This is a genomic window from Tabrizicola sp. T74 (assembly GCF_057219935.1).
Map to the genome: position 1 here is coordinate 337,986 of NZ_JBXVVT010000006.1, position 12,808 is coordinate 350,793.

The 12,808-nt window shown below is 65.8% G+C and carries 12 protein-coding genes and 1 pseudogene; 1 reads left to right on the forward strand and 12 read right to left on the reverse strand.

The features are described 5' to 3' along the window. Positions 1–10 precede the first annotated feature (10 nt). The 12 genes and pseudogenes from cysE to AC2EAL_RS18785 all read right to left on the reverse strand — a co-directional run bounded on the left by cysE (position 11) and on the right by AC2EAL_RS18785 (position 12,154). Positions 11–817, reverse strand: a complete 807-nt coding sequence (gene cysE, locus AC2EAL_RS18730; RefSeq protein ID WP_484725748.1) for a serine O-acetyltransferase — start codon at positions 815–817, stop codon at positions 11–13. Between the two features lie 163 nt (positions 818–980). Next, positions 981–2,912, reverse strand: a complete 1,932-nt coding sequence (locus tag AC2EAL_RS18735; protein ID WP_484725809.1) for a phage tail protein — start codon at positions 2,910–2,912, stop codon at positions 981–983. 29 nt (positions 2,913–2,941) lie between these two features. Next, a pseudogene (locus AC2EAL_RS18740) lies at positions 2,942–3,388 on the reverse strand (terminase large subunit domain-containing protein); the annotation flags it as partial. Beyond that, a complete protein-coding gene (locus tag AC2EAL_RS18745) occupies positions 3,336–3,665 on the reverse strand; it encodes a hypothetical protein (protein ID WP_484725749.1) in 330 nt (109 codons plus the stop codon). The pseudogene AC2EAL_RS18740 and the gene AC2EAL_RS18745, both read right to left, overlap by 53 nt. A 193-nt stretch (positions 3,666–3,858) precedes the next feature. Beyond that, the gene (mltG, locus tag AC2EAL_RS18750; RefSeq protein WP_484725750.1) at positions 3,859–5,037 is read right to left on the reverse strand and encodes an endolytic transglycosylase MltG; all 1,179 of its coding nucleotides are present in this window, start codon (positions 5,035–5,037) and stop codon (positions 3,859–3,861) included. A gap of 3 nt (positions 5,038–5,040) precedes the next feature. Next, positions 5,041–6,300, reverse strand: a complete 1,260-nt coding sequence (gene fabF, locus AC2EAL_RS18755) for a beta-ketoacyl-ACP synthase II (RefSeq protein ID WP_484725751.1) — start codon at positions 6,298–6,300, stop codon at positions 5,041–5,043. 168 nt (positions 6,301–6,468) lie between these two features. Continuing rightward, on the reverse strand, positions 6,469–7,416 hold the full coding sequence (locus AC2EAL_RS18760; protein WP_484725752.1) for an arginase family protein: 948 nt from the start codon (positions 7,414–7,416) through the stop codon (positions 6,469–6,471). A 220-nt stretch (positions 7,417–7,636) separates the two neighbouring features. Beyond that, on the reverse strand, positions 7,637–7,870 hold the full coding sequence (locus tag AC2EAL_RS18765) for an acyl carrier protein (RefSeq protein WP_128515501.1): 234 nt from the start codon (positions 7,868–7,870) through the stop codon (positions 7,637–7,639). Positions 7,871–8,009: 139 nt separating this feature from the next. Continuing rightward, the gene (gene fabG, locus AC2EAL_RS18770) at positions 8,010–8,747 is read right to left on the reverse strand and encodes a 3-oxoacyl-[acyl-carrier-protein] reductase (RefSeq protein WP_484725753.1); all 738 of its coding nucleotides are present in this window, start codon (positions 8,745–8,747) and stop codon (positions 8,010–8,012) included. 11 nt (positions 8,748–8,758) lie between these two features. Beyond that, on the reverse strand, positions 8,759–9,688 hold the full coding sequence (gene fabD / locus AC2EAL_RS18775) for an ACP S-malonyltransferase (RefSeq protein ID WP_484725754.1): 930 nt from the start codon (positions 9,686–9,688) through the stop codon (positions 8,759–8,761). 73 nt (positions 9,689–9,761) lie between these two features. Continuing rightward, positions 9,762–10,523, reverse strand: coding sequence for an SDR family NAD(P)-dependent oxidoreductase (locus tag AC2EAL_RS18780; RefSeq protein ID WP_484725755.1), 762 nt, complete (start codon positions 10,521–10,523; stop codon positions 9,762–9,764). Then, a complete protein-coding gene (locus AC2EAL_RS18785; RefSeq protein ID WP_484725756.1) occupies positions 10,523–12,154 on the reverse strand; it encodes a GMC oxidoreductase in 1,632 nt (543 codons plus the stop codon). The genes AC2EAL_RS18780 and AC2EAL_RS18785 overlap by 1 nt, the downstream gene beginning before the upstream one ends. Before the next feature lie 453 nt (positions 12,155–12,607). On the opposite strand from AC2EAL_RS18785, the gene AC2EAL_RS18790 reads away from it, so the two are divergent. Then, positions 12,608–12,757: a hypothetical protein gene (locus AC2EAL_RS18790; RefSeq protein ID WP_484725757.1), complete on the forward strand. Its 150-nt coding sequence runs from the start codon at positions 12,608–12,610 to the stop codon at positions 12,755–12,757. The last annotated feature ends 51 nt before the right edge of the window (positions 12,758–12,808 follow it).

Genomic DNA, 12,808 nt, shown 5'->3' on the forward strand with positions numbered 1-12,808 from the left:
GCTGTGCTGGTCATTCCGCCTTGAGAAGCTGGTCCATCGTCAGCGCGGGCTGGGCGCAGCCGGCCTTGCCAACCACGCGGGCGGGGACGCCGGCGACAGTGGTATTGTGCGGAACATCCTCAAGCACGACGGACCCGGCGGCGATGCGCGAGCAGTGGCCGACATGAATGTTGCCGAGGACCTTGGCCCCTGCCCCGATCAGGACGCCGTCGCCGATCTTCGGGTGCCGGTCGCCGTCTTCCTTGCCGGTGCCGCCCAGCGTGACGGAATGCAGCATGGAGACATTGTCGCCCACCACGGCAGTTTCGCCGATCACGATGGAATGGGCATGGTCGATCATGATGCCCTTGCCGACTCGTGCAGCAGGGTGGATGTCGACGCCGAAGACCTCGGACACCCGCATCTGGACGAAGTAGGCCATGTCGATCCGGCCCGCCTGCCACAGCCAATGGCCGATGCGGTAGGCTTGTACGGCCTGGTAGCCCTTGAAGAACAGGATCGGCTGGAGGAAGCGGTGGCAAGCCGGATCGCGCTCGTAAACCGCCATCAGGTCGGAACGGGCAGCGCCTCCGATTTGCGGATCGCTGTCATAGGCCTGGTCGGCAATTTCGCGGAGGATCTGCTCGCTCATCTCGCCCGAAGCGAGCTTCAGCGAAAAGCGGTACGCCAGCGCGCGTTCCAGCGATGAATGGTGCAAGAGCCCCGAATGGATCAGGGCGCCGAGCAGCGGTTCGTTGCGAACGGCTTCGACCGCCTCTTCGCAGACGCGGCGCCAGACCGGGTCAACAGCGGTCAATTTCGGTTTGGACTCAAGCATGGCAACGCCTCCGACTGTGGCATCTTCATACCACATCGGAAACGGCAGGCGAGACGCAATTGTGTGCGCTAACCCATCACGTGTAGCGATGGATGCCCGGACGCCGCAGAAAGGCTGCCACATGGGTGCGGCAGCCTTTTTGGCCGGGCGCGCGCTTTACTGGTCAGACCGTCACACTTATCTGCCGGCACGGGCCAGGCCCGAAGCTGAGCGAAACCTGCGCCACCGCCATCTGGAACGGCCCGGTCACCAGATCTGCCGCCTGCATTGCTGCGGTGTAGGTGAAGGTTGGTTGGGTGACGGAGTACTCGGCGACCGTGGTCGCGCCCTGGATGATCCTGACGATGTAGGCTTCGGTTTCTTCCGCCAGAGGCACTTCGGCTGACTGCCAGGTGTCACCGTCGATCCTGGTCCTGCGGATCCAGGTCGCGGCCACATCCCCGGAAACAACCGTGTGGCGCAGATGGGCGACTGGATACGGGCGCAGGCCGATGCCGTCGAAGGCCTCGACCCGAAGGGCGACATTGACATCGTCAAATCCACGGGAAGCGACACCCACGCGGTAGTACCGGGCAAGGCCCCGCGCCGATACGGCAAGATCGATCTGCGACAGGGCAAGGTCAAGCAGCACGACGGTGCTGCCCACCGGCCAGCTGGCGGGCAGCACGCCGTCCGTGCCAAGCTGGCCCCGCAACCGCACCGAGACTTCGTAGGTGTCCGGTGCCACAAGCTGAACGTCCCGGAACTGGAAGACCTCCCAGTTCGAACTGCTTCCGTCGCCAATAGCCATGGCATTGGCGCCGTTCAGCACCGCCAACTCGCTGGCGGATGCCAGCTCTCCGCCAGACAGCTTGATCCGTAGCGGCGGGCCGTAATCCCATTGGCCGGGGCGGTGGGTCGTCATGACCGTTTCGGTCACGCCGATGACGGCCGAGGCGGCCACGAGGCGGTTGACTTCGTAGCCCGCGTCTTCGCCGGATGACCATACCGCCACTGTGCCGGGCCAAGGTTCCGCCGCCACCGCTATATGGGGCGCGTGCGGGACCTCGGTGCCGGTCAGCAACGGGAGGTCCAGAAACACCGGTACAACCGGAACCGGGGCCGAGTAGGCGCGGACCGAAATTGCCTCGTCACCCGGATCCGAGGGCAGGAATGCACCCGGTTCGACCCGGACCGCTTCCAATAGCTGGCCTTCGGACTGTGCGACGCGATCAACGCGGTATCTTCGACCTTCAAAACCGATGACGTCGCCGGCTCCGATCGCCAGCTGCGACTTGGGCAAGGCAAGTCGGATCGTGTCCCTTGCAACACGTGCCTCGGTCAGCCAGCGCTCTGCGGCGCTCAGCCCCTCCGACCGGGTCAGGGCAAGCGGCAGATCACTTTGTGACACGGAGAGTGACTCTTCATCCGGAAGCCGCGTTTCGACCGCCCGGACCTCATAGCTTGACTGCGCGTCCACAAAGCCCAGCCGGACCGTGCCAGCGGTTTCCGACTCGGCCAGACGCGTTGCTTCGATGCTGCCCTCAAGGTCCGGCGACACCGCAAGATCATCGCTGCCGATACTGGCCTGCACCCGGGCATTGCGCGTCTTGAAGACCAGCCTGCCATCTCGCTCGACGGCATCGAAGCCAAAGGCAAGCATCAGCGGCTGCAAGGACGCGCGGGCCGTTGTCAGGTCTGCCTGCTGATAGCCGCGGACCAGCCCGAAGAGGCCAGTTGCATCCACCGCATCTGCCCCGGACCGGGAACAGATCTCCTTGACGACCGCCGCCAGTGGCTGGTTCGAAGCCCGCCCGTTCAGCCAGTGCCCCCGTGCGTAGTTTTCGCCATCGTTCCAGATGTTGGTCTGACCGGGGAATTCCGGGAAGGGTCGCGCGTCCCACGTCCAGGCGAAGGCATGGTCCATATCCAGCATGGGACCGGCATAGATCGTCGATCGCGGGTTGTTGGTAGGGTCAGACCAGAAGGACGCGTTTGCCAACAGGTACTGCATCTGGATCAGATCGTCCCGCCCGCCATTGGAAAATGCCGGCAGGGCAGACTCGGACGACTTCGGATCGACGAACTTGTTTGGCTGGTTGGTGCCTTTGTCGATTGCTGCAGAGCCGTACTCGTCCGCCCAGGCCGCATCGCCTCGGGCTCATGGGCCGAAAACACCTGCGCGATGGCCCCGTTGGCCCAGACCAGCTGGTTCTTCGACGCCAGCCACTCCGGCTTCCGGTCGGGCGGAGAACAGGCGATGATCCCGCTTTCGCCCAGCACCATCACATCGCGCACCTGATCGATCGTCTCACCGACCAGCGCCACCCGCTTGCACTTTCCGGCGTCCAGAGGACCCGCCCCCTCCACCTGGCAACGCACCCATTCCGACCCCGCCCGCGTCTTCCCCGCCCCGCGCCCGCCCATGATGACCCAGGTCTTCCAGGCCCCCCGTGGCGGCAACTGATGCGGCAGCGCCCAGAACTCGAACACCCAGGGCAGCGCCAAAAGCGCGTTCTGGCTCAGGCCGCCCAGAAACTCATCCACCTCCTCCGGCGTTGCGGAGGCAAGCCAGGCGGCGCCCGATTTCAGCTCGGGCACTTTCAAGGTCGAGTGCCCCTCCGGCTCCGACGTGGCCGGCGATCTGCTTGCGGAGTTGGTCAACTTTGCTCCTTTCCTGCAGCACTTGCAGCGCCGTCGCCCGAAGGGAACGGATTGCCTCCTGTGCCGATTTTACTTCGTTGAATTCTCCGGCCTTGATGGCCGCCATCGTGCGTTCCAGCTCGATGACCGCCTCTTCGTACAGCCGTTCCGTGACCCCCAGGACATCCTCTGGCGTGGGCACATCCCCCGTAAACCGTACCGTCATCTAGTCCCGACACCCCCTCATGCTGCGCCCGCACGAAGGAAATGAAAAAGCGGCCGACGGAGGCGCCCCCGGGCCGCTTCGACACTTCTTCTAGCATGCCACGATGTCTACATCAGACCGCGCGGAAAGTCAAGGAATTTTCCGTTACACATCAATAGGTTGCTTGAACGCTGGCTTCACGTCCCGTTAACCGTCATTCCCCCTGGACGCCGCCCTCCTCCGCCGCGCCCTGCGCCGCTTCGATCTTGCGCCAGGCCGCGACGTTCGCGTTGTGCTCGTCCAGGGTTTCGGCAAAGGCATGCCCACCCGACCCGTCGGCCACGAAGAACAGATAGTCCGTCGTGTCCGGGTTCATCGCAGCCTTGATCGCCTCGGCCCCGGGGTTGGCAATCGGCGTCGGTGGCAAGCCGTCAATGACATAGGTGTTATAGGGCGTCTCGCGCCGCAGCTCGCTTTGCCGCAGCCCCCGGCCCAACACGCCCTCGCCCTTGGTGATGCCGTAGATCACCGTCGGGTCGGTCTGCAGGCGCATCCCCTGGTTCATCCGGTTCACGAAAACGCTCGCCACCCGGCCCCGCTCCTCGGCGATCCCGGTTTCCTTCTCGATGATCGAGGCCATGATCAGCGCCTCCTCGGGCGTGTCATAGGGCAGTCCCTCGGCGCGGCCCGCCCAGGCCTCGGCCAGGATCGCCGCCTGTTTCTCGGTCATGCTGGCAATCAGCGTCGCCCGCTCAGTCCCACGCTCGACCTCGTATCCGCCGGGTGCCAGGCTGCCCTCGGGCGGCACTGTCTCCAGCGAGCCCTGCAGGAAATCCGCCTTCTTCAGCGCGTCGACGATCTGCCAGCTGGTCACCCCTTCGGCCACCGTGATCCGGAACACCAGCGCCGGGTCGTCCGAGACCTGCAGATACTCTGGCGGCAGCGGATCGACACCCGCATCGAACCGCGTCACTTCGGTATAGGAATTGCTGTTTAGGTCCAACTCGCTCAGCACCACATCGGCCTTCGTCACACCGATCCGGAAGTTCAGGTCGCGCCCGCAGGTCGACCGGCCCGACGAGGTGATCGCTGTCAGCACCTCCGACATGCTGGCCTGCGCCGGGACCATGTAACTGCCGAACTTTAGGTCATCGGCCCTGTCGGCATATTCCGCCCCGATCCGGAAAATCCGCGCGTCGGTGATTGCGCCGCGCTCCTCGAGGTTCCGGCTCACCGCCGCAAGGCTCGCTCCCCGCTCGACCTGCAAGCAGATCGGTTCTGCCAAGGGACCCGGAGCAACGAACTCGTTGCGCCCCCAGGCGACCAGCGCCGCCACCGCGACCAGGATCACGATGAACAGCGTCAGCGCGTTTGAGGCGACGGACCGCCACATCGCTCAGCGCACCTTGCCCAGCACAAGGCTCGCGTTCGTCCCGCCGAAGCCGAACGAATTCGACAGAGCCACGTCAATCTTCCGCTTCACAGCCTTCTTCGGGGCGAGGTCCAGCTTTGGCGCGACCGCCGGATTGTCCAGGTTGATCGTCGGCGGGGCCACCTGATCCCGGATCGCCAGCACGCAGAAGATCGCTTCCACCGCGCCCGCTGCGCCCAGCAGGTGCCCGATGGACGACTTGGTCGAGGACATCGTGGCCTTCGCCGCATGGTCGCCCAGTAGCCGCTCCACCGCCCCCAGTTCGATGGTGTCGGCCATCGTCGAGGTCCCGTGGGCGTTGATATAGTCGATGTCCGCAGGCTCCAGCCCCGCCCGCTTCAACGCTGCCGACATCGACCGGAACCCGCCATCCCCATCCTCGGACGGCGCGGTGATGTGGTAGGCGTCGCCCGACAGCCCATAGCCCAGCACCTCGCAATAGATCTTGGCACCGCGCGCCTTGGCGTGTTCGTATTCCTCCAGAACCACGATCCCCGCCCCCTCGCCCATCACGAACCCGTCGCGGTCGGCGTCGTAAGGACGGCTGGCCTTCTGCGGCTCATCGGCGCGCTTGGTCGACAGGGCCTTGCAGGCGTTGAACCCGGCGATCCCGATCTCGCTGATCGGGCTTTCCGCCCCACCCGCCACCATCACGTCCGCATCCCCCCACTGGATCAGCCGCGCCGCATCCCCGATCGCGTGAGCGCCCGTGGAACACGCCGTGACCACCGCGTGGTTCGGCCCCTTGAAGCCGAAGCGGATCGAGACCTGCCCCGAGACGAGGTTGATCAGTGCGCCTGGGATGAAGAACGGGCTGACCCGCTTCGGCCCCTTCTCCTTGATCAGCACCGCCGTCTCGGCGATGGAGTTCAACCCCCCGATCCCCGACCCGATCATCACCCCGGTCCGCAGCTTCTCGTCCTCGGAGGGGTCCTCCCACCCTGCATCCTTCACGGCCTGCACCGCCGCGGCCATCCCGTAGATGATGAAGTCGTCGACCTTCCGCTGCTCTTTCGGCTCCATCCAGTCATCGGGGTTGAAGGTCCCGTCCGACCCGTCGCCCTTCGGGATCTCGCAGGCGTACTGGGTCACGACGTTCGTGGTGTCGAACTTGGTGATCGTCCCCGCCCCGGACTGACCGGCGATCAGGCGGCTCCAGGTCTCCTCCACCCCACAGGCGAGCGGGGTGACCATTCCAAGACCGGTGACGACGACGCGACGCATGCTCTTCCTCCAGGACCCAGGCTTTTTCTGGGTGATACACGGCCCCCCGAACCCGCGCAACCTTGGGGGCGGCCCATCGGCGGCGACGAGGGCTGTCCACGCAGGACAGCTTGGGCAGATGCAGCGAAATCAGACGCTTGGCCGTGGACGTTCAGAATGCGTTCACCATCACCCCTGCCGCGCCACGATCCCCATCACGGCTGCCAGAAGCTGCGCCGCCACCGCCGCGCCCTGGCCGTCGATGTCGCGTTCAGGCATGAACTCCACCATGTCGAAGCCCACGATCCGCGCCTTCTCGGCCACGCCCGCAATCAGTTCCAAGACCTGCCAGTAGCCAAGCCCCCCCGCAGTCCGCCCGATCACTGCAGGCATCACCGCAGGGTCGAGCGCGTCGAGGTCCAGGCAGATGATCACCTCGGCCCCCTCGGCCACCATGTCCAGCGCGCGCGTGATCCCGTAGCGCGCCACCTCGCCCGCCGGGACGAAGCCCACACCCCAGGCCTCGGCATCCGCCACGTCCTGCAGCCGGGCCGAGCCGATCCCGCGCTGGCCGACCTGGATGATCGCGTCGATGTGGTCCATCTCGGAAGCCCGCCGCATGGTGGACGAGAGGCCCAGCCGTTCCCCCTGCACCTCATCGCGCCAGTCGATATGCGCGTCGATCTGCAGGATCGTGTAGCCCCGCCCCCGCGCACCATAGGCCTCCAGCATCGGGATCGGCAGGCTGTCATCGCCGCCGATCAGCAGCGGCACCCCACCCCGGTCAAGGATCTGGTTCACCGCCCCGAAAATCCGCGCCCGATTGCCCGCCGGATCGTTCACATCCTGCGGCAGATCGCCCGCGTCTACTGCCGAAACACCGCCCGGAAACACCGGACCGCCAAGGTCGAAGTTCATATGCGCAAGGTTCGCCGCATAAGCCGCCCCCGCTGCCCGGATCGCCGCCGGACCGCCGGCGCAATAGAAGCCGACGCTTTGGTACGGAGTACACCCATCCGCTCCGATCAAAGCCATCTTTGCCGACAGGCGCGACAGGTCCCGGGTACGTGGGATGCCCATGAAGGTCTCCACACCGGACGCGCCGAACATGGTGCCAAGGGCGGTGTTGCCGGTCATGGGGGCCTCCTCTCGCGGCCCTCAGTCTGCGGCTGGGCCCATAGGCTGGCAAGGCCGATGACAGGTGTTGCGGCGCACCTTCGCCGAGACGGCGCGCCTGGGCCAAAATCCTTCGAAGGATTTTGCAAATCTTTTCGAAAAGATTTGCGCCCCTGCCCCCGCCGCAAACGCAAAAGGCACCCCGAAGGGTGCCCTGCTGTCCCACGAAAGGACGAATGCCTCAGGCGGCTTCCGAGATGAACTTCACCGCGTCGCCGAAGGTCTGGATGGTCTCGGCGGCATCATCCGGGATCTCGATCCCGAACTCTTCCTCGAAGGCCATGACCAGCTCGACCGTGTCGAGCGAGTCCGCACCCAGGTCGTCGATGAACGAGGCCGATTCCGTCACCTTGTCGGCTTCGACGCCCAGATGCTCGACGACGATCTTCTTCACGCGATCAGCGATGTCGCTCATGTCCGTTCCTCTTGCTTGGCGCGGGCTTTCTCCCGGCCTTTACCGTTCTACCCGGGCATCCCGGGCCTCAATCCTGCGCGCCTATACCAAGGGTCAAGGCCTATGGCAAACGCTTTAACCTGACTTGCGCGCCTGCGCGTCAGACCATGTCCATCCCGCCATTCACATGCAGCGTCGCGCCCGTCACATAGGCCGCCTCCTGCGAAGCAAGATAGAGGACGGCGGCGGCGATTTCCTGGGGCGTGCCCATGCGGCCTGCGGGGACAGAGGCGAGGATCGTCGCGCGCTGCGCCTCGTTCAGCTTTTCGGTCATCGCGGTTTCGATGAAACCAGGTGCCACGCAGTTCACCGTGATCCCGCGGCTGGCGACCTCTTCGGCAAGCGACTTCGACAGCGCGACAAGCCCGCCCTTCGAGGCCGCATAGTTCGCCTGCCCCGCATTACCTGCGCGCCCGACAACGGAGGAGATGTTGATGATCCGTCCCCAGCGTGCCTTCATCATCCCGCGGATCGCGGCCCGGCAGAGGCGAAAGGCCGCCGTCAGGTTGACGTCGATCACCGACTGCCAGTCGTCGTCCGACATCCGCATCGCCAGCCCGTCACGCGTGATCCCGGCGTTGTTGACCAGGATGTCGACCGCGCCCATCGCCTCGGTGGCGCGTTTCACCAACCCTTCGACATCTTCCGGGTTCGACAGGTTGCAGGGCAGCACGTAGGCGCGGCTGCCCAGTTCGGTTGCCAGCGCCTCCAGCGGTTCGATGCGAGTGCCGGACAGGCCAACGGTGGCCCCGGCGGCGTGCAGCACGCGGGCGATATCGGCGCCGATGCCGCCCGATGCGCCCGTCACAAGGGCGGATTTGCCGGTCAGATCAAACATGTTGGTCTCCTTCACGCCTTGAGCGCGGCGATGTCGTCAGGGGTGCCGATGGCACGGGTGGTGGCCCCTTGGGCGATGCGCTTGATCATGCCGGACAGCGCCTTGCCGGCCCCGATTTCCCAGAACTCCGTGACCCCGGCCTTTTCCATCCAGAGGACGCTTTCCCGCCAGCGGACTGACCCGGTGACCTGCGCTACCAGAAGGTCCATGATCCGGTCGGGCTCCATCACCGCCTCGGCGCGGACGTTGACCACGACGGGGACGGCGGGCTTTTGGATCGGGACGGCGGCCAGCGCCTCGGCCATGACATGGGCGGCGGGCTGCATCAGGGCGCAGTGGAAGGGGGCGGAGACGGGAAGGAGGAGCGCACGTTTCGCGCCCTTGGCCTTGGCGATCTCCACCGCGCGTTCGACGGCACCCTTGTGGCCCGAGACCACCACCTGGGCGGGGTCGTTGTCGTTTGCGGCCTGGCAAACCTCGCCCTGCGCGGCCTCGGCGGCGACCGCCGTCGCGGCCTCGAAATCAAGGCCCAGAAGTGCGGCCATCGCACCGACACCGACGGGGACGGCCTCTTGCATCGCCCGACCCCGGATGCGCAGCAGGCGCGCGGTGTCGGACAGGGTCAGCGACCCCGCCGCGCAAAGCGCCGAGTACTCGCCCAGGGAATGCCCGGCCACGAAACTGGCCTGGTCCAGACCGAAGCCTTCCGCCTCCAGCGCCCGAAGTGCGGCGATGGAGGTGGCCATCAGCGCGGGCTGGGCGTTCTGGGTCAGCGTCAGCTCGGCAATGTCACCTTCCCAGATGAGCGCGGACAGCTTTTCGCCCAGCGCGGCATCCACCTCGTCGAAGACGGCTTTCGCGGCCGGATAGGCCTCGGAAAGCGCCTTGCCCATGCCGATGGTCTGGGCGCCCTGCCCCGGAAAGACGAATGCGCGGCTCATGTTCCCCCCACGTGTTTTGTCGGGGATAGCGCGGGCGGCTGGGTTCTGCAATCTCTGCGACGGCAGTTCGGCGTCAGTTCAGCCGCACCCGCACCCGGTCGCGGCCGAGGACCCGGTCCTTGACCAGCCCCTTCAGGGACCGGTGCAGCACATGCTCGCGGTCCTGCAGGAAGAGAAGTCCGTTGATCGCCCGGTCATCCAAGAGCGCAAGGTTTGCCCCCCACTCGGCGGCACGCAGCGGGTCGACGCCGTCGGGGATGCCCTTGCGCGGGGTATGGGTGCCCGGGACCCAGTCGTTGATCACGATGCCGGGAAAGCGGTCGCCCAGGTCGGACACCAGCGCGCGGGTCAGGATGCGCAGGGCGCCTTTCGAGACGGAATAGGCGGCGGCAAGGGGCGCGGGCATCACATCGGCGAAGGTCACGATGTTGATGATCCGCCCCCGGCCCGTGACAACCATGTGCGGCAGGACGGCGTGGCAGCAGTTCAACGCCCCGCCCAGGTTCAGCGCGACCGTGTCCATGAAGCTGGCGGGCGTCTCCTCCAGGATATCGCGGTGCGGATAGACCTCGGCCCCGTTGACCAGGATCGTCGGTGCACCAAGCCGGGTACGGATCGTCTCGAAAGCCACGGCCACCGCGGCGGCATCGCGGACATCAGCGATCACTGGCATGACATCTTCATGCAGCGGCTCGAACGCAGTGGCCGAGATCCCGGCGACTGGCACACCGCGCATCGCCAGAGCTGCCGTGAGCGCGCGCCCCAGATCGCCGCCGGCGCCAGTCACCACCGCTACCCCGCCCGGAGCATCCGGCCTGATTGGGCTTTCCTCCATCACACCGCTTTCCGCCTTTCGGCCTGGTGGCGCGCCGCAATTACGTCAGCGACCCGCAGGGCATTCGCCGCGATCGTCAGGCTGGGGTTGACCCCCATTGACGTGGGCAGGAAAGACGCATCGGCAACATAGAGGTTGTCCAGATCATGCGCCTTGCAGTTGGCATCCAGCACCGAGGTCTTCGGGTCCAGGCCGAACCGCAACGTTCCGCAGGAATGGCCGAAGTTCAGCGCCGGGCGGAACCCTAGCAACAGCGTGCGCCAGCGGCCAAGCCGGTTGCGGACCACCCGGCGGAAAACGGCGCGACGGTCCAGAAGTTCTTCGTTCAGGCGGTACTCGATCACCGGGATCTCCGGGTCGGACGGATGCCGGGTCACCCGGTTGCCATGGTAGGGCAGGTCCTCAAGGATGCCGACAAAGACGGTCGCCTTGCCGAAGACCATGGCCCCCGCCCGCGCCAGCAACGTCGCCGCCATCTTGATCCCGGGCACATGACGCAGTCGCGTCTGGGCGATGCGTTCCTTGAGATGGGCCGCAATCTGCCCGGTATCCGCCGCCACACCCATGGACTGAACCAGCCCAAGCCGCCTGCCCTGGTACGCATAAAGATCGCGGAACGCGACAGCCCGCGTCGCCCCCGCGGAAGGCTGCCCCTTGCGCGGCCACAGCGCGAACATCTCGCTCAGGTGGAACATCAGCCCGCGTCCGACCCAGCCGCTGGAATTCGCGCAGCCTTCGGGATGGGTTCCGGTCGAGGCAAGAAGAATACGCGGCGAATGCAGCGCCCCGGCAGCCAGCACAACCGTCCGTCCGGTCAAGAGTATCTCCTGCCCGTCCTTGCGCACCTTGACCTTGGTGATCCGCCCGCCGCTTTCGATCAACTCCTCGACCGTCGTATCGGCCATCAGCATCGCGCGGCCGGTTTCCATCGCGGGCTCGATCCCGGCAGAGCGTCCGTCCATCTTGCAGGGCAAGGGACATTTGCGCCCCAGGCAATCCGAACAGCCGGGAACTCGGCGCAGCGCCTCATGCGCGCGGTAGGGGTTCAGGCCGACGGCGCGCAGGTCCTGGAACAGGATCGCTTCGGCGTCGCGCAAGGGCGGAGCTGGCAGACCCGGCGCCGGCAGGCCCGAGACGGGGTCGCCTTCGCCCCGGATCGACAACATCTCTGCCGCCTGATCGAAATAGGCGCTGAAGGCATCATAACCCACCGGCCAGCCGCCCGTGGGGTGCTCCATCTTGCCCACGGTTTCGATGTCATGCCGTTCGGGGCGTTCGACCGCCGCAGCATAGAAGACCGAGGTGCCGCCAACTCCGCTGCCGATCGGCGCAAAGAATTGCTGCGGACGGCCGCCGTCCATCCGCACCTCGACCTTGGTGGGCCAGAACCCGCGCATCTGCCGCGTGGTGTAGTCGTCGACGTCGATCCGCAGGTCCTGGCTTTCCGTGCGATAGCCCAGCGGACCCTTTTCAACGAACAGAACCGACAGCCCGCTTTCTGCCAGGCGTCGGCCAGCAAGACCACCGCCGATACCGGTGCCGATCACGATCACATCCCAGACCTGCTGGGCGGCCTCATGATGCGGCGCCCGTCCGGCGACGACAGCAGGACTCCACGATCTCAGCGGCATCAGCGGCAGTCTCTTTCAGCGGCGCGATACTGGCGCACGACCCTGACCAAAGCCGACTCCCCAATGTTGCCTGTCCGATTCGGCGACCGAACATGCAACCGTTCGAAGGCGGCATTATGGCAGGCGATCAAGCATGAGCTGAAAGCACCACCGGGACTTCTACCCCGGGTGCCTGGCAGGCTGTATTGGCCTGTCGCGAATTGTACCAAACTTGTACTGCTTCCCACTCGTTGTCCCGCCAGACATTTTTCGGCGAGACTCGCGCCGAAAGACGCCGACTTCAAGCCCTTTGTTGCACGACCGGTCGGTTCACCGCCAATATCGGCGGTTTCCGCCTGCGCCAGCGGGTCAGTGGTCGCGGGGCAGGCTTTCCATGCGCCAAACCCTGCGGCGGAACGGCCCTTCTCGATGCGATTGCCTTCGCGTTTCAGTCCCCGGCGAAGAAAAGCCGCCATGACCACGGTGTTCTTCCCGGTCGGTCCTGTCGATGTCCCGCTGGTGACGCAGGCGATGGAGCAGATCCTGCAGGATGCGTTGAACAAGCGGGTCGCCGATGGGGGATCACGATCCGGACGGTGTAGGGTGCAAGTCCTGCGTAGATGACGGCCTTGATGCAGGGCGGATGCGCTGCCCTTTGCCAGTCAGGTCGGTCGG